Here is an 18,025-nt window from a genome sequence, read left to right on the forward strand (position 1 = left end):
CTTTACTCTGTTAAACATTAATATTGTATATTTCCAGAAACAACAGTCCAAGCCTTGATAGTTGGAGTTAATAAAGCCTTGTTGTCAGCTATATTAATACTGTATTCATAGGCATTACCAGCATTCCAAACTACATTCTTTAAAGAGTAAGTAAGTGTCTGTGTGTTACTATTTACATCTTTATATGTGATAACAACATAGGCTGTAGAAGGTAGAGTCTGTGGAATCATCAAGAATGTACTAGATAAATTACCTGTGTACTCATTAGGCATCTCTGTTGGTAGAGCATCAACAGCCCATGTTCCACCTGTTGCAGTATTAGCTGTATAGGTACCAATATATGGGATGCCCTTAAGTTTGATACTTTCAATAGAACCGTCTACATTGTTTCCAGACTTAAAGCTTATCGCAGAAAGAATGTGATGGAATGCCAATGCAACGTTACCACCGTTGCTACAAGTATATTCAGTGCTTTCACCGAACATCAAGTCTTGTTGGTCAGCGTTATTTACAGGAACCGTGTATGAAGTGAATTTCGTTGGACCAAGAGCCGTTTTTATGCTCAGAGTTCCGTTAGTTCCAGTGAAAGCAGACAAAGGTGTATATCCGAAGAATCTCATGTGCTCGTCGGTGTTAGGCCAATAGTATTTAGTAGCAGTAGTCCAGTTTGTATGGTCTGTACTAGTAGCGTTGACCTGATACATAAAGTTAGGTGTCTCGGTAGTGCCGGTCCAAGTTCCTGAATATCTATATCCCATGATACCGATGTCGGTACCAAGTGTGCTGGCAAGAGTGGCGCGTGTTTTAGCAGCGGGTGTTTCAGATACATCTCCGATAACAGAACTGAAAACAACAGCCCTGTCTTTTGTTATGACATCCGTTGTATCCTCTTCGCTACCACATGATGTAAAGCTGAATAAACTGCCCAACATGATTGCAGTAATGATATTTATTTTCTTTCTTGTTTTCATAATTCCGTGGTGTTTTTAAAGTGAACGTTCAAAGTCTAATGTCTCAGCTGTTTCTGTAGAAGTCCAATCCTTTAGAGATGTAACTACACCCTGTGCTCTACCGTCGTTAATGGTTATTTTTATCAAATAAGCCTTTCCACTTTCAATTTTCAAGTCAGCCGAAGGTTTGTATGTAAACTCATCGTTGTTAGGAAGAGTTATTTTAACCATACCTGTTCCAGCAGCAAATGTCTGTGGTAACATAATAGCCGATGCAAGATCAGTATCAGTTTGGAAAGCACTGATATCGCTTCTTTTTACAGAGATGTTTGATGTTTGAGTGTTGTCAGTGACTACCATCGCTGCTCTTTTACTCTGGTTACTTAAATCAGTTAGTGTAGAGTCTGGTATAAATGTTCCCTGATATTTTGCACCTACAATCTGCACGCTTGATTTTGCCAAATTATCCAATGAAACCTCAGCTCCTGCTACCACAAGAATTCTCACTTGAGAAAGCATGTGGTAGAAAGGTAATTCTATTTCGCTTTCAGTAGGCATAACTTCTTTCCTCATACTATAGAGCAAATCGCTTGTATAATAGTTACCAGTACCAACTTGTTCTGTTTCAACTTTGAAAGCTAATCCTGTAGATGGGAAAGATGTCGTTTTTTCAGTGATTTGTCCTGCGTTGAAGTCTCCATGCATACAGTATAAATTCAACTTATTAGCAGCAGGAAACATCTTTGATTCTGTTACGTAGCCCAAAGTGTTGTCGCCATTAGACTTCAAAAACCAAGCATTGAAGTAATTGGAAACAGACAAGTCGGTAGCGTTAATCATGTCTGCCCATACTGCTATTTGCTGTCCTTGTGTTATAATGTTACGATAAGCTTCGGCAATATTAGCTCTAGTATTCGTGTTGCCCCAACTCACTCCAAGTTTAATTTCCTTGAGAGAGTTGTCCTGTGCAGTATCTTCGTCACTGCTGCAAGATGAAAGTACAGCTGAAGTTGTTAATGCCAACGCCAAAAATAAATATCCTTTTATCTTCATATTATAGAAATATTATATTCTAGTTTTATTATTTGTCAAGTGATATAGCGCCTGAGATAGCTGTAGCTGTATCATCCCACGGTGTTACTGAATATGTAGCCTTGATATTCTGTTCATTCACACTTATGGCAAATGTATTTATTGTTCCAGGGACAAATGTTATGCTTTGAGGCAACATGTAGTTTAGAATATCACCATTGCTAAGTCTTATCTCAAGAAAGTAACCTGGATCAACGGTCTGTGGAACAATTATGGCAGAGCAGTCTAAAGAACCATTTGTAGAAACGGTTACAGAACCTATATTTGTGAGTTCTGCCGAAGTTGTCCCAATATACTGTGCACTTGGGTTTATAGCTATAGTTCTAGCTACATTAGTTATTGAAACTCTTGAATTGTCAAGTATAGAAACATCTTTTCCGTCAGGAACCGTGAGGTTGATACGCACTTTAGCCATCTTGTGATAGAAAGTGATTGGTACAATCTCTTTTTGTCTTAATATTCCTGCTTTAGCGGCATACATCATGTCACTACGCTTGTAACCGTCTTTGGTTGTCTGATCACTTTCTACAGTGAAAGTAGTTGAGTTTTGGTTCACCCTTGAAGGATAACAAGCCCATAGGTCAACGTTACGTCCATTACTAGGATAGTAAGGGAATATAGAGTTTGCTGGAGTCATGGAACCAGAAGTGTTGCTGGTCACATAAACAATAGGCTGTGTGTATTTTGTAGAAGCAGTCTGATCTACGGTTACAACCTCACTTAAAAAGACGTTAATTTGTTCGCCTTTGTCGAATTCCGTACTTTGAATGCTAAGGCCGGCACGTGTTGTCGCCATACCGCTTTGTAACTGTATTCTGTTTTCATCAGCGGTATTGTCTGTCAAATCATCGCTGCTACCGCAAGATGAAAGTACAGCTAATCCTAACCCTATTATAATAAAGAACTTTTTCATATTTATATAATAAATGCAAATGCGTTATTAATATTTAAACTCAATGTCAATTTACTTGTTAGACATGTTTTTACCAGGATCCCATTCATTGATGTCTCCCGAATTTCTTACGTTAGATGCATCTGAAACCTCACCTGTGAATGAGTCGGCTGTGCTCCAGTCTACGATATCACTTGTAACAGTCATCTTAGTTAATGATGTGATAGATATGTTGTAGGTAACGACTTTAGCTCGTCCCCATACTTTTCCTCCAAGTTTGGTTGTCAAGGTGTGATCTTGACCGTCGTTTATTATTATTTCTAGCGTCGCATTGTTTGGCACTGTTTGTGGCATCATCATAAACGACTGTTTATCATTGGTGATGTATGTACCAGCTGCGTCTGTAGAGTTAATTTGTTTCGAAAGTTGTTGCGTAAATGTCTTTACGTTTTCATCGTTTATTGATGACCATGATTCATTCGGGTATATATATGAACCAGAATAGAAGACATTCTTAATAGTAATTTTAGTTACTTTACATGTAGGGATTGAAGTTCCCACCGCAAATCTTACTGCTGTGAGCAAATGTCTTAGATTTAGGCTGACAACATCCAGTTTATCTCCGAATGCTGATTCGTCAGTGTTTCCAACCATCAAATCCTGTTGGTCTACTATAGCGTCAGGAACAGAGTAATCAATGGTTGGATACCCAGGTTGATTTGACTCTGAAATTGTCATGTTGTGCAGATTGTCTACATCAGTGTTAAGATATGGATAGTAAGCGAAGTATCTGCGCTTTGTACCTGTGTCAGGTTTAAAGTAGCTGCCTGATGTAGTCCATGTGCCTGTACCTGGGTCTATAATTTCTTCGTTATAGAAAAAATCAGGCAGAGATGCATCATCGTTCCATGCACCAGTGTAGCATGACATTCCTATAGAGCTGGACAGCGTAGTTTTTGTTTCTGCTGTTCCTCTGGTCGCAGCCTTAGCTGATCCGCTTTCAGAGTCATCGCTACTGAAACGGAATTTCATCCTTTGTGTAGCGCTATTGCTAGTTGTGCCCTCTTCTTGAGAACAAGAAGAGAAAACTGTATTTCCTGCTAGCGTTAACGCTAGCAGGAAAAGGATACTTACAATTTTATTGTGCTTCAACATATATAGTTTTATTCTTCATACCATGTGTCTAAACAGCATGGCTTACATAGCGTCATCTTCGCCGGTGGTACGCGGGGTAAGATCTACAGAAGGAGACATTTCTCCAGATCCAGCAAGGATGTTTGTACACTCAGTCATATAAACTATCTCTGTTATTGGCTTTAAATAAGCCTTGTTTTTATTTTTTTTCATAATTCAAATTGTTTTATAATTCAATATTTTCAGAATAAGGTGTCCATTCCTCAATTTCAATATCTGATGATTGCCATTCTGCTACTTTGACAATGACACCTCCACCACCTCTATCTGTGTGTTCGATGTAAAGTTGCCCATCTTTATTATACCCACCATTAAATAAAATGGGGAGTGCAGAGCCAGCGCCAATTCTGCATGTTCTTGCATTTTGAGGAAAATACACTGATTCATATTGAGGGATATTTGGATCTAAATTATCAGCATTGCCAAGTAGGTATGTTTTATTTCCCTCTTCGTCAGTCTTGATAATCTGTCCAACTATCTCAACATAATAGTTGTGATTTGTGTCAGCTACAGTCAATGGTATAGGCGCAGATTCATCTGTATTCCATTTTGTGACATTTTGTGGAATAAGAACCATATAATCATCTCCTGATAAACTTATTCTGGTTGAAGTAAGTTCTATTGGCGTTGATAATTCCATGGTGTCATTAGCGTATACTGCATCATTACCACTTGCGGCGGTCCAATCACCCTTGTTAGCTGTGGTTGTACTAAAAGTAAATTTTCCATTACTAATCAAGTTATGTACAATTATAGTTTTTACAAATACTTGATAATTGCTCTCTAGTGTATTTTGACCAAGAAAATTGAAGTAATGCATTCCTGGTTTGTAAGCAAAAACAATACTTCCATTATTGTCAGATTTTGTTTGATTAAATGCGCTTGAATACAATATATCAAATTGCTTAGCCGTATTTGTAGGCACAATATAATCTATTGATTGAATTGATGATGTCATGGATGTATTAAGATTGCCTGTACTAATACTGAAAGATGGGCTTATACCATAAAAATTCATAGCACCAGAAGGCCACGTTATTACACGACTACCTTGCCATGATGTACCATTTTTTGTAAATATTACATTTTTAATACGGGTTGTTAATCCATAGAATCCATAAACTCCAAATTGCGTTAAGTTGCTATTTGTTAGTTTAGGTGTTCTTGTAGCTCCTGCAATATAAGCTTCTACTTTAATTTCGTCGTTTTCTAAAGTGCCTTCTCCAAAATCTTTTTCGGAAGTGCAACTTGAAATTAACATTGAAAATCCAAGTATTGCAATTATAATATATTTAACATCTTTCATTTGTAGTCTATTAGTTCTGTACGTGGACTGGCGAACCAAATGCACCATCACCATCTTCTTTTCTTACTGCATTTGCTATATTCACATTAAATACATGAGCTTTTGTTGCATCCAATACTAAATTACTATATGTTTTGTCTGTAGAATTGTAGGCGCCTCTTATTGGTTTGTATAGAGTACCATATCCGGCGGTCGCAAGCTCGTTTACGTTTCCAAGAAGTAGTTTTTGCTGTTCATGCGAATATGTTTCATATTGAACAGTAAACGGAATGTAGTCTTGATCTGACTTTGAAAAAATGGAATTTGTCCAATCTAAGATTTTACCCTCTTTTGTGGCAATTTTTGTGGCTCCTACATAGTAGTAATTTGCATCTGACGTACAATCACCTTTTGTTACAGCAGCATCACAACAACTGATTACATCGTTTATATTGTATTCTACAGCTTGAGCCTCAAATGATATAAAACTTTTATTATCTGGCTCTGTTGATACATCATCACCATTATGTGCAAAAATATTCCAACATGTTATAGTTTGTGGTACGAACATCATACTGCCACTTACATTTACTGTTGCATCACTTAAGCTGGCTGATGTATTGTTGTCTGTGTCAATAACTATTGGCGATGCAGAAAGGTCTATTATGTAATTACCATGTGTGCCATTTAAAGTCCAAGAACTATTAGTAAAAGAATAAATACCAGAAACTTCAATGTTATGTATTGTTATACTTTTTATTTTGATAAACAATCTTCCTCCATCTTCTGATTTATAATTTGTAACGCTTGGGTCAAGAGTAATTTTTAGCGTAGCACTTGCTAATGCATGGTTAAAAGGTAATGAAACTTGTGTGTCATTTGATTTACCAGTTGTCGAAGCTACAAGTAAATCCTTTTGATCAGCAATAGTTGTAGGAACTGTATAAGTGAAAGATTTTGAGTTAGCAATGTCGTCAACGAAAGCTGAAGACATAGATGCTGCGTTCTCACTGACTCCGTAGAAGTTTGACGGCGTAGCGGCTGTAGGCCATTTGTAAGTTCCTGAGGCTGGAGACCATGAAGTGCTCTTCGTAAATTGCTTTCCAGTAATCCATTCATCAGTTCCTTCGAAAGCATATAGCTGGAAGTTTGTGAAATTTGAACTAGTTAAATCTGTGGCACGTGTAGTAGGTGCTGATGCTGTTACCTTGAATGGAACTCCACTGTCTTTAACAGCATCGTTAAGATCTTCATTACTAGAACAGCTGGTAAATCCAACTGCTGTAGCCGCTATAGCAGCTATGTACAATAAATTTTTCATATTACACAATTTAATTTGTTGTAATGTGCCACATATTTTGAGCACTGTTTATAATTATTTATCACTCTATATTCTTAGCGGTAGTCTTATTGTTCTAAAACAATGCTCTTATAATTAAATTAATATCACTATAATTTATTTATCTATATTGTTAGACTTCTTATTATATCTTGATATTAAGGTGTTTTTTTGTTTTTAAAAAATTAATAACTAATTTTTTTAAAAGCAGTTTGCTTTATAAAAGTTTTGAGACTTTTTGACCGTAAATTCTTAATTATTCAGGAGTTCTATGTGAATTTCTGTTAATAATTATACGAGTCTGTTTATTGCTGTTAATGCTAATGTATGACATATGCTGAAGACTTAAATTTAAAAACTAATACTTACTAGAGTTTTTCCTAATATATATCGTGGTTGCGCGTAGGTAACGATATATTATCTCAAACGAGTGCAAAGATAGGCGCTTTTTGTTGTATTTACCAAATATTTATTTATTTATGTTTTAATCTTTTGTGACTAATGTTTCTTAAATTTAAGCAAATGTGTTATTTTAGTATTAGAAAAATAATGGTGATTTCAATATAAAATAGGTGCGTTTTAATCGAAGAAATATTACATAATTTATGCGCATGATGTGGAAGCATAGAATATTTATATTCAAGTGCAAAGCATCATCGTTATCTACGCTTAGTAAGTCTAGGCGATTTGTTGTTTAAAAAATTGAAAAATGTTTTTGATTATTGAGATTGTTGGTGTATTTGCAATCCTCTTAAAGATAGATAAATAAGAGCTATGCGCGTTTTAATTCTAACTGAATACATCGTGCAGTCCTACCAATATATTTTCGGCAATAATCACTTAATTGTGACATTGATGAGAATTCTAATTCTTCAGCTGCTACTTTTAACGGAACATCGTTTTCGTGCAAATATTCAACGATGTATTCGCACCTGTGTTTTATTAGCCAATCTGATGGAGACTCGCCAAATTCTGATTTAAACAAACGTTGAAAATAAGACCTGTTCATACCCAATGATTTAGCTAATCCGGAAACCGTTTTGTAATCTTTCATCTTTGCAAGAACTTTAGTCTTAAAACTAATTCTCTTGCTATTAAAAACAGATGAAAATTTTTTAAAATCTTCCAATTGCATAGTCATCTTAATTAATAACCACAGTTCAAGTTCCTTGACTTTCAATAATTCCATTGATATAACATTAGAATTTATCAATTCATATATGTTAGAATATAAATCATTTATTAAAAACGAAGCCTGATAAACATGGAGACTTAGCTTTGTTGTAGCATACACGGAGTTGCTGTCAGGAATACGTAAGACATCTTTCTTTAAATTTGGGTCTGTTAGAAAAAATAACATCACTGTAGACTCACCTTCAGACTTTAATATATATGACTTGTCAAAGCCTATTATAGACAGTTGGTGATGTGATACATCATAGTTTACTTTGTGGTGAGAAACATTTATTTTGCCACTATATACATATAACAGTGTACAATGTGATATGTCGTTACTATGGTATTGGTCACCATCGCTCAGATTAAGTAATTTAAATCTAGAGCAATTTTTTGTTATCTGGCATTCCTTACAAATAATATTACTTGTTTCTAACATGTATGCAAATGCTTAGTTTATATTTATCACTATCGTTCTTGCGCATGGTCTAGCGCTTTCCTTATTTTGACAAAATTAATAAAAATAATTTATAAATTATCATGTTTGATAAACGCAAATGTTATGTTTAACCAAAATTAAGAACTTGAGCGACTGGAGTTATTGTACAAGTCTGATTACTTTTAATTGTGTTCCTCCTGTTTCTTAAAGTTCAAAGTATTCAAACACAGTGCAAACGAAGACAGAGCAAAGTTTACTTAAGCTATGTTGGGTGTAACTGATGTCGTTGAAATAAAGAACAAAGGAAATATATGTCTATTAGCTTGATAAGCTTACAGGAAATACACTTAAGGGTGCAAGAAAAATGCAAGAAAGTTGCGTGAATGGAAAATGAAGGTATAATAGTTACCTAAATTTTCGCAACTTTTGGGTAATTCGATTACCTAGGCACTTGGGTAATTCGATTACCTCAACACGTGTGTAATCCGATTACACAACGTATGTAATCGGGTTACCTAACGTGAGTAACCCAATTACCCACGTTAGGTAATTGAATTGCCTAACGTGAAAAAGGAGGTTACTTAACGCGGGTAAACGAATTATTATCAATAAACTACTAGAATAGGATTGATGACAATAATCACCATTATTGCACTTTACTTCTTAGATAAGAACTAACATATTGTGAAGTATAGCGCCATAATGACGAGTGCAGACCATCATAAGCGAAAAAGTATCTATACATGTATTGCATATTTGGTGAAAAATCACCAAAAATAGGTATGATTTGCTGTATAATGTCACTTTTAGCCCGATAATGTCACTTAATGTCACTGGCTGAAGCCCGATAAACAAAGGGCTTGTGACATTATGACATTAGTGGCATTAAAAAAACTTTTTCTGGTAGAGCCAAGCCCATTTATGAGGGATATCCCCTCTAAATGGACGAAGAACCTTTATTAAATTATAAATTGATTTTTCATAAGAGCAATGTTTTATTTTGTTTTTAGATTCGTTTTTTGTATATTTGCAATATAATAGATAATCTAACCAACATATTGCGCATGAGATTAATTATAGAAAAAGATTACGAACAGTTGGCGGAATGGGCTGCCGAACATGTCATTAAAAGAATTAATGACTTTAAACCAACACCACAGAAAAAGTTTGTGTTGGGACTTCCTACGGGCTCTTCGCCTATCGGTATGTATAAGAAACTTATTCAGGCATATAATGAAAAGAGAGTTTCTTTCAAAAATGTAGTTACGTTCAATATGGACGAATACGTGGGACTGCCAGTGGAACATCTAGAGAGTTACCATTCTTTTATGCATAACAATTTGTTTAAGCATATCGATTGTCCGAATGAAAATATTCATATTCTTAACGGTAATGCTGCTGACTTGGAGGCTGAATGTGCTAACTATGAAAAGCAGATAAAAGAAGCTGGTGGTATAGACCTATTTATAGGTGGTGTAGGCGTTGATGGACACATTGCGTTTAATGAACCAGGCTCTTCTTTGAGTTCACGTACACGACAAAAAACACTAACAAAAGAAACACGAATTGTAAACAGTCGTTTCTTTGGCAATGATATGAACAAAGTTCCTGCTTATGCTCTCACAGTAGGAGTGGGAACGGTTATGGATGCACGTGAGGTTATGGTTCTTGTGAATGGTCACGCTAAGGCACGAGCTTTACAGGCTGTAGTGGAAGGCGGAGTAAGTCAGATGTTTACAATATCTGCATTACAGATGCACCAGCACGGTATCATCGTATGCGATGAAGCTGCAACAGATGAATTGAAAGTAGGAACATATCGTTATTTTAAGGATATAGAAGGATTATGAAATTAAGTCTAAGTTCACAAATAGTATTAAACAAGGTGCCAGAGGAATTTTATCGTCCTAGCACCGCTGTAGAACGTTCGGAGATTACACGCTGTGAGAAGATTCCCACAGACATATTCCCCAAAGTCGAAGAAGGTGCTTGCAATATCGCTGATGAGATAGCAAGGATTATTTCCAATCATGCTAGTGAAGGACGCAAATGCGTATTGGGACTAGGTACAGGAAAGTCTCTTGTTCCAGTATATGATGAACTGATTTCAAGATATGAGAAACACGAACTTAGTTTCAGTAATGTAATCGTGTTCAACTCTTATGAGTATTTCCCACAAAGCGCAAAGAGTTCACACAGTGCCATAGCGCAGTTGCATGATATGTTGCTTGATCATATTGACGTGAAACCTGAAAACATATTTTCTCCAGACGGTACAACTCCGCAGGATAAAGTGTTAGAGCAATGTCGGTTGTATGAAGAGAATATAAGGAACTGTGGTGGTATAGATGTGATACTTCTTGGTATAGGAAGGATTGGTAATATTGCCACAAACGAACCTGGCTCTGGATTGACAACAACATCACGGCTGATGCTGATAGACGCAACAAGCCGTGAAGAAATGACAATGAGTTTTGGCACTCAAGAACCTGTGCCACCATGTTCTATAACAATGGGTATCGCCACAATTCTTTCTGCACGCAAGATATTCCTTACGGCATGGGGTGAAGAGAAAGCAGATATTATTCAGCAGACTGTGGAAGGTCCTATCGCAGAGTCGATACCTGCCTCATTCTTGCAGACGCACAACGATGCTCATGTGGTGATAGACCTTGCTGCTGCGGCAAAACTTACACGTATAGTTCATCCATGGTTGGTAACAAATTGCAAATGGACAGATAAACTGATACGCGCAGCTCTTACTTGGTTGTGCCAAAAACTTCATAAACCAATTCTGAAACTTACCAATAAGGATTATAACGAAAATGGTTTGTCAGAACTTCTTGCATTGTATGGGTCAGCCTATAATGCTAACATAAAAATATTCAACGATCTTCAGCATACTATCACAGGATGGCCAGGAGGTAAACCGGATGCCGATGATACATCTCGACCGGAACGTGCCAATCCATATCCTAAGAAAGTCATAGTGTTCTCGCCACATCCAGATGATGATGTTATTTCCATGGGAGGTACAATCAGAAGACTTGTACAGCAGAATCATGAGGTACATCTTGCTTATGAGACTAGTGGAAATATTGCTGTAGGTGATGAGGAAGTGACAAGATTCATGCATTTCATAAACGGCTTCAATCAGCTGTTTATAAATAGTGAAGATGCTACTATCACAAAGATGTATAAGGAGATAAAGGAATTCCTAGCAGACAAGAAAGATGGTGAGATTGATACTGTAGAGGTAAGAACTATTAAGGGGTTGATTCGCCGTGGTGAGGCTCGTACCGCATGTACGTTTAATCATATACCGCTAGATAATGTTCATTTTCTAGATCTTCCTTTTTATGAAAGTGGCAAGATAGAAAAGTTGCCGATGACAGAAAAGGATGTAGAAATTGTACGTGCTCTATTAAAAGAGGTGAAACCACATCAGATATATGTTGCCGGTGATCTTGCTGATCCGCATGGAACCCACAGAAAGTGTACGGATGCTGTTTTGGCAGCGCTTGATCTGGAGAAAGAAGAAGGTGCCGAATGGCTTAATGACTGTCGTGTGTGGATGTATCGTGGTGCATGGGCTGAATGGGAAATAGAGAATATCGAAATGTGTGTTCCGATGAGTCCAGAAGAGTTGCGTGCAAAGCGTAATGCTATATTAAAGCATAGTTCACAGATGGAAAGTGCGCCGTTCCTTGGAAATGATGAACGTTTGTTCTGGCAGCGTGCCGAAGACCGTAATAGAGCTACAGCAAAATTGTATGATGATTTGGGCTTGGCTTGTTATGAGGCTATGGAAGCGTTTGTGGAATATAAACTACTTGATAGTTAGGACACTTGGGAAAACAAAATTAAAACGATGTTTTATTTTGCTTTTCCACTCGTTTGCACTACCTTTACCTTTGGTGAAGATAGGCTGCGCCTCAACAATAAAAACAAAAATATTCTATTTTATTTTGTATTGTGTTCGGCTTGCACTACCTTTAACCAAGTTGAAGGTAGGCGGCACTCGGGAAAACAAATTAAAACGATGTTTTATTTTGCTTTTTCACTCGTTTGCACTACCTTTGTACAAGATATCTATTTAAATACAATAACATGAAGAGAGTAACTTTAATCTCATTGGCATTATTATTGGTAACCATTGCCTTTGCCGATAATCATATTGTTAGTTCGCCAGACGGTAAACTAAAAGTCGACATAAATGACGACGGTGGACTAGCCACCTATGCAGTAAACTATAACGGAGCGGAAATATTGTCACGTTCTGCATTAGGACTAAATGCCAATTATGGTGATTTTACCAAAGATTTGAAGATCGTTAAAGCTGAAGAATCAAAAGTAAATAAAAGCTATGACATGACTCGTATTAAAAAAAGTCATGTAGAATATAAGGCTAACCAAATTACTCTTGATCTTGTAAACGCAGATAATCTGCCAATGCAGATAACATTCAATGTATCTGACAACGATATCGCTTTCAGATATTCTTTGCCTCGTCCGAAAAATGACAATCCAAAGGCTGCTATCATATATAAAGAGGTGAGCGGATTCAACTTTCCTTCACAAACAAGGACTTTCCTTTCTCCACAGATAACACCTATGACAGGATGGGAACGTACAAAGCCTAGCTATGAAGAGGAATATAGGCCAGACTCTAAGCTAACAGATCCTTCACAATATGGTGTTGGCTATACCTTCCCATGTTTGTATCGAATTCCAAATGCAAAAGGAAATAACTGGGTGCTGATATCAGAAACAGGAGTGACAGGAGAATACCCAGGAAGCAGACTTTCTGAATATGAAGCAGGAAAAGGCTTTAGCGTTACATATCCACAAAAGGGAGAAGCTAACGGCATAGGAAGCGAATATGCTGCAATTTCTCTTCCAGGAAATACTCCTTGGCGTACAATCACCGTGGGTAGTTCTTTGAAGCCTATCGTTGAGACTACAATTCCATACGATGTAGTAGACCCATTGTATGAAACAAAATATGATTATAAACCAGGAAGATATACATGGAGCTGGCTTATATGGCAAGACAACAGTGTGAACTATGATGACCAAGTAGCATTTATAGATGTTTCAGCAAAGATGGGATATGAGTATGTGCTTGTTGACGGATTCTGGGATACACAGATTGGTAGAGACAGAATGGAAAAACTATCTGAGTATGCTCAGAGCAAAGGTGTAAACCTGTTGTTATGGTATAACAGTAACGGTTTTGAGAATGATGCCCCACAAACTCCACGTAATGTGATGAGTAATTCTATCGCTAGAAAGAAAGACATGGCTTGGATGCAGAAGATTGGTGTAAAGGGTATAAAGGTAGACTTCTTTGGTGGAGACAAACAACATACAATGCAACTTTATGAGGATATTCTGAGTGATGCCAATGAATATGGTCTTCAGGTAATATTCCATGGATGTACAATCCCTAGAGGTTGGGAGCGCATGTATCCAAACTATGTTGCAAGCGAAGCTGCACTTGCCAGCGAGAATGTTTACTTCTCTGACTATCACGCAAAGAAAGAAGGCTTTGAAATGAACATGTACCCATATACAAGAAATGCCGTTGCCAGCTTTGACTGGGGTGGTGTCATCATGAATAAATATATGAGTAAGGACAACAAGAGCCGTCATCAGAGATTCACTGGTGATATATTTGAAATGGCAACTGCTATCACAAACCAGACAAGTGTAAACTGCGTTGAGGTAACACCAAACGTGGTTGAAACATTACCTGATTTTGAAAAGGAATGGTTGAAACAAATCCCTACAACATGGAATGAAGTGAAGTTCTTGGACGGATATCCTTCAAAATACACTGTTATAGCACGAAAGACTGGTGATAAATGGTATGTAGGTGGTATTAACGGTACAGACAAACCAATAACTATCACTTTGAATCTTGACATGTTTGCCGGAAAGACAGTGAAATTGTATGCTGACGGAAATAAGAAACAAGGTGAGCTATGGTCTACACCAAGTTTGAAGAATATAAAGATAAGCAAGAACGGAAAGATAAAGATGACAATTGCTCCAATGGGGGGTATCATTGTCAACGAATAATTCTTCAAAGCTGATACCACATGAGCAGCACATTTACACCTGATGCCAGCCAACAGAAAGTGATTGATCTTGATAATGGATATCATTTGGTTTTGGCACCTCCAGGATGCGGTAAGACGCAGATACTAGCATGTAGGGTAGGGCACGCACACGATGCAGGAATTCCATACAGTGAAATGCTTTGTCTAACGTTTACCAATCGTGCAGCTCGTGGTATGCAACAACGAATAAACGACAATATAAACGATGATACGTCCGACTTATTTGTCGGTAACGTACATCGTTTCTGTTCACGTTATTTATATGATTCAGGTATTGTGGCGGCATCATCATCAATTATTGATGATACCGATGCATTAAGTATAATGTGCCAATATACAAATGATGATGAAGAGGAAGTAGCAGCAAGCTATAAACGCCAGCGAGAATATAATGAAGCTATATTCCTTTCACATCTGATGTATCAGATAAACCATAATTATCCACGAGATCTACGGCTACATTCAGATTGTCTGAACAGTGATGATGTGAAGGCACTTAATGCGATTTGTGAGGCACATAAAATGCCATTTACAGCAAAGTCTATGAATGACATTTATATGAATACCGACTTCTATCGAGATAGTTGCAGTGAACTCGGTACACAGCAGATCATATATGTGACGCTGAAAAAAATGCAGTTGGCTCGCAACTACGAAAAATACAAAAAAACAAACAATCTTCTTGATTTTGAAGACATATTATTGTTGTCTTATGACAGTTTGAAAAACAACGTTTCAAACGCAACGAATGAATGTAAATCTACATATTCTTGGATTCAAGTAGACGAAGTGCAGGATTTAAATCCTCTGCAATTAGCTATTATAGACTTGCTGTCTCCTCAAGAAGATAATAAAAAAGTAGTGGTATACTTAGGTGATCCGCAGCAATCAATATTTTCGTTTATGGGTGCCAAGATGTCAACATTGGATTTGCTCCGTAATAGATGCAAAGGCAATATACATACATTGAGTCATAACCATCGTTCACCAAAATATTTGTTAGACATATTTAATGCTTATGCCGAAGAAACTCTGAATATATCGCGGGATCTTTTGCCAACAACCGACTATATACCGCAGACGATAGGCAATGAACTGCAACTTTACCAGTCTGAAACTATAGATACAGAATATCTGGATGCAGCGCAGCAAGCAATAAGACTTGGTACAGAATCGGCAGAAGATACGACTGCTATTATCGTGAGTTCAAACCGTGATGCTGATGCGGTGAGCAATGCCTTGAAGAATATGCACGCAAGTCATTTCAAAATATCAGGCGATGATTTGTTTTCGTCGTCGCAGATAAAACTTCTCTTTGCACATTTAACGATATTATGTAATGAATACAATTTCATAGCATGGGCGCGACTGCTAAATGGAATGAAAGTTTTTCAGACGACAACCGCCGCACGTAATTTCGTGCAATCATGTGCAGATCGTGCAATGCTACCTTTGGACTTCTTAATGTATGACGATTCAACGTATATACAGCAGTTTATCAGTGCCTATAAAACAAAAGAAATAACGATTTTTGATACAGAAACTACTGGACTAGACGTATTCAATGACGATATATTGCAGATAGCAGCCGTAAAGATACGCAATGGAAAAATTGTAGATGGTTCGCAGTTATCTATTTATTTAGAAAGCGACAAACCAATACCAGAGATGCTAGGTGATATCGTGAATCCGATTATAGAGGAGAGAAAACATCAAACATTGCTATCGCGTAAGGATGCGTTAAGGAAATTCTTGGATTACATCGGAGACTCTGTTCTCCTAGGGCATAATGCAGATTACGACATAAACATATTAAAAAATAATGTAAGGCGAGAGCTTGGCGAAGAAGAAATCAACGATAAATTGATGTCACCATATATAGACAGTTTGCGATTGATAAAACTTTTGCGTCCACAGTTGCGACAATATAAACTGAAATACCTGTTGGAAATGTTGCATCTGGAAGGCGAAAACAGTCATCTTGCCGATGCCGATGTAGACGCGACGCGTAGTCTCGTGACCTATTGCTATTCAAAAGCAAAAGAAGTCATAGACAGTCAGCAACAGTTTATGCAGCAGAAAAGAGTACAAGACAGAGTGAAGATATTGCGTGACAACTATGGCAAAATATATGCAGAGACACGCGATATGCTTTGGAAAGAAACCGGCGATGAAAAGATATTGGTATCTAAACTGAAACAGATATATGACAATCTAACATCGGTAGATATCATCCAACCATTAGAAAATATATCATACATATTCAATTATATATCATCAGACATCATTACTCCGACAGACAATACTGCTTTGATTACCCAATTGAGTAATCACATGCTTGAAATTAATACTCTGAAAGAAGCTGATTTGTGCGGCAGTGACACGATAAAGGAAAAGATATTCGTGACAACAGTACACAAGGCAAAAGGACTGGAGTTTGACAATGTGATAGTGTTTGACGCAATAGAAGGCAGATACCCGAACTATTATAGTAAGAACAATAAGACCATGCTTGATGAAGATGCTAGAAAGTTTTATGTTGCAATAACAAGAACCCGAAAGCGACTCATCATTATGCAGAGTTGCTTCCGGGTTGATTATCATGGATATAGGCAACCAGTGCCTCTTACCCGATTTGCCGACCCAATAAAGAAAAGTTCTAATATCTGGTCGGTTGTGTCAAACAAAGATAAAGAGTGATTACATTGCGAAGATGTTGAAGCCACCGTCTACAACAGCCACTGTTCCTGTAACGAAAGCTGCTGCATCACTCATTAGATATTGAATAGTACCACAAAGTTCCTCTGGTTTACCCATACGACCAAATGGAGTCTGTCTGATAACATCCTTTCCACGCTCAGTATAACTGCCGTCAGGATTTGTAAGCAAAGCACGGTTCTGTTCTGTAATAAAGAAGCCCGGAGCAATAGCATTTACACGAATTCCCTCGCCAAATTTCATAGCAGTTTCATGAGCCATGTATGCAGTGAAATTACTAATTCCGGCTTTAGCAGCAGCATATCCGCAGACACGTGTCATAGGACGGAAAGCAGCCATGCTTGAGAAGTTGATAATACTTCCCTTGCCCTTTTCAACCATAGGTTTCAGAAATACCTGAGTAGGAATAACTGTACCTGTAAGGTTAAGATTCAAAACCTTTTGGAACTGTTCTGGATCCAAGTCGAAGAAGTTTTGATCAGGACCGATAACCGCACCAGGCTGGTTACCTCCAGCTGCATTTAGTAGTGTGTCTATGTGACCATATTTTTCTAGAATATCTTTGCAGTTCTGCTCAACAACAGCCTGATTCATTACATCAGTCTTGAAGAAACAAGCATCACCGCCAGCTTTCTTAATATCATTAACTATAGCGTTACCAACCTCTTCCTTACGACCGAGGATAGCAACTTTTGCACCATTCTGTGCTAAATATTTAGCTATGGTGCGACCAAGAACACCTGTTCCGCCAGTGATAACTACAACGTAGTCTTTTATATCAAATAGATTTTTCATAATTCTTTTTTTAATTAGTT

13 protein-coding genes are annotated in these 18,025 nt (G+C 37.3%); 4 read left to right on the forward strand and 9 right to left on the reverse strand.

Features of this window, described 5'->3' with window-relative positions:
* Positions 1–17: 17 nt before the first annotated feature.
* The 8 genes from HEQ28_RS00110 to HEQ28_RS00145 all read right to left on the reverse strand — a co-directional run bounded on the left by HEQ28_RS00110 (position 18) and on the right by HEQ28_RS00145 (position 8,367).
* Positions 18–971 carry a fimbrillin family protein gene (locus HEQ28_RS00110; protein WP_434503177.1) on the reverse strand — a complete coding sequence of 318 codons (954 nt, stop codon included), beginning with the start codon at positions 969–971 and terminating at the stop codon, positions 18–20.
* Between the two features lie 15 nt (positions 972–986).
* On the reverse strand, positions 987–2,003 hold the full coding sequence (locus HEQ28_RS00115; RefSeq protein WP_434503178.1) for a fimbrillin family protein: 1,017 nt from the start codon (positions 2,001–2,003) through the stop codon (positions 987–989).
* 28 nt (positions 2,004–2,031) lie between these two features.
* Positions 2,032–2,955: a fimbrillin family protein gene (locus HEQ28_RS00120; RefSeq protein WP_434503179.1), complete on the reverse strand. Its 924-nt coding sequence runs from the start codon at positions 2,953–2,955 to the stop codon at positions 2,032–2,034.
* Between the two features lie 51 nt (positions 2,956–3,006).
* On the reverse strand, positions 3,007–4,089 hold the full coding sequence (locus tag HEQ28_RS00125) for a fimbrillin family protein (protein ID WP_434503180.1): 1,083 nt from the start codon (positions 4,087–4,089) through the stop codon (positions 3,007–3,009).
* Between the two features lie 42 nt (positions 4,090–4,131).
* Positions 4,132–4,281 (reverse strand): hypothetical protein, encoded by a 150-nt coding sequence (locus HEQ28_RS00130; RefSeq protein ID WP_434503181.1) that lies wholly within the window; start codon positions 4,279–4,281, stop codon positions 4,132–4,134.
* 13 nt (positions 4,282–4,294) lie between these two features.
* Positions 4,295–5,434 (reverse strand): fimbrillin family protein, encoded by a 1,140-nt coding sequence (locus HEQ28_RS00135; protein ID WP_434503182.1) that lies wholly within the window; start codon positions 5,432–5,434, stop codon positions 4,295–4,297.
* A gap of 10 nt (positions 5,435–5,444) precedes the next feature.
* Positions 5,445–6,734, reverse strand: coding sequence for a hypothetical protein (locus HEQ28_RS00140; RefSeq protein WP_434503183.1), 1,290 nt, complete (start codon positions 6,732–6,734; stop codon positions 5,445–5,447).
* 790 nt (positions 6,735–7,524) lie between these two features.
* On the reverse strand, positions 7,525–8,367 hold the full coding sequence (locus HEQ28_RS00145; RefSeq protein ID WP_434503184.1) for a helix-turn-helix domain-containing protein: 843 nt from the start codon (positions 8,365–8,367) through the stop codon (positions 7,525–7,527).
* Between the two features lie 1,064 nt (positions 8,368–9,431).
* Between HEQ28_RS00145 and nagB the strand changes: the two genes are divergently transcribed.
* The 4 genes from nagB (at position 9,432) to HEQ28_RS00165 (ending at position 17,192) form a co-directional block, all read left to right on the forward strand.
* Positions 9,432–10,217, forward strand: a complete 786-nt coding sequence (gene nagB / locus HEQ28_RS00150; protein WP_434503185.1) for a glucosamine-6-phosphate deaminase — start codon at positions 9,432–9,434, stop codon at positions 10,215–10,217.
* Positions 10,214–12,211: a glucosamine-6-phosphate deaminase gene (locus HEQ28_RS00155; protein WP_434503186.1), complete on the forward strand. Its 1,998-nt coding sequence runs from the start codon at positions 10,214–10,216 to the stop codon at positions 12,209–12,211. Before nagB ends, HEQ28_RS00155 begins: the two co-directional genes overlap by 4 nt.
* A 266-nt stretch (positions 12,212–12,477) precedes the next feature.
* A complete protein-coding gene (locus HEQ28_RS00160; protein WP_434503187.1) occupies positions 12,478–14,451 on the forward strand; it encodes a glycoside hydrolase family 97 protein in 1,974 nt (657 codons plus the stop codon).
* Positions 14,452–14,471: 20 nt separating this feature from the next.
* On the forward strand, positions 14,472–17,192 hold the full coding sequence (locus HEQ28_RS00165; protein WP_434503188.1) for a 3'-5' exonuclease: 2,721 nt from the start codon (positions 14,472–14,474) through the stop codon (positions 17,190–17,192).
* Here the strand turns inward: HEQ28_RS00165 and HEQ28_RS00170 are convergent, their stop codons facing one another.
* The gene (locus tag HEQ28_RS00170) at positions 17,193–18,005 is read right to left on the reverse strand and encodes an SDR family oxidoreductase (RefSeq protein WP_434503189.1); all 813 of its coding nucleotides are present in this window, start codon (positions 18,003–18,005) and stop codon (positions 17,193–17,195) included.
* Between the last annotated feature and the right edge of the window lie 20 nt (positions 18,006–18,025).

It is taken from the genome of Prevotella sp., from assembly GCF_051059605.1.
Classification (GTDB): Bacteria; Bacteroidota; Bacteroidia; order Bacteroidales; family Bacteroidaceae; genus Prevotella.

Bases quoted from the DNA above. Each gene is read 5' to 3' on its own strand.
- HEQ28_RS00115 (WP_434503178.1), bottom strand. From the start codon at position 2,003: ATGAAGATAAAAGGATATTTATTTTTGGCGTTGGCATTAACAACTTCA.
- HEQ28_RS00135 (WP_434503182.1), bottom strand. From the start codon at position 5,434: ATGAAAGATGTTAAATATATTATAATTGCAATACTTGGATTTTCAATG.
- HEQ28_RS00145 (WP_434503184.1), bottom strand. From the start codon at position 8,367: ATGTTAGAAACAAGTAATATTATTTGTAAGGAATGCCAGATAACAAAA.
- HEQ28_RS00120 (WP_434503179.1), bottom strand. From the start codon at position 2,955: ATGAAAAAGTTCTTTATTATAATAGGGTTAGGATTAGCTGTACTTTCA.
- HEQ28_RS00155 (WP_434503186.1), top strand. From the start codon at position 10,214: ATGAAATTAAGTCTAAGTTCACAAATAGTATTAAACAAGGTGCCAGAG.
- nagB (WP_434503185.1), top strand. From the start codon at position 9,432: ATGAGATTAATTATAGAAAAAGATTACGAACAGTTGGCGGAATGGGCT.
- HEQ28_RS00140 (WP_434503183.1), bottom strand. From the start codon at position 6,734: ATGAAAAATTTATTGTACATAGCTGCTATAGCGGCTACAGCAGTTGGA.
- HEQ28_RS00110 (WP_434503177.1), bottom strand. From the start codon at position 971: ATGAAAACAAGAAAGAAAATAAATATCATTACTGCAATCATGTTGGGC.
- HEQ28_RS00130 (WP_434503181.1), bottom strand. From the start codon at position 4,281: ATGAAAAAAAATAAAAACAAGGCTTATTTAAAGCCAATAACAGAGATA.
- HEQ28_RS00125 (WP_434503180.1), bottom strand. From the start codon at position 4,089: ATGTTGAAGCACAATAAAATTGTAAGTATCCTTTTCCTGCTAGCGTTA.
- HEQ28_RS00165 (WP_434503188.1), top strand. From the start codon at position 14,472: ATGAGCAGCACATTTACACCTGATGCCAGCCAACAGAAAGTGATTGAT.
- HEQ28_RS00170 (WP_434503189.1), bottom strand. From the start codon at position 18,005: ATGAAAAATCTATTTGATATAAAAGACTACGTTGTAGTTATCACTGGC.
- HEQ28_RS00160 (WP_434503187.1), top strand. From the start codon at position 12,478: ATGAAGAGAGTAACTTTAATCTCATTGGCATTATTATTGGTAACCATT.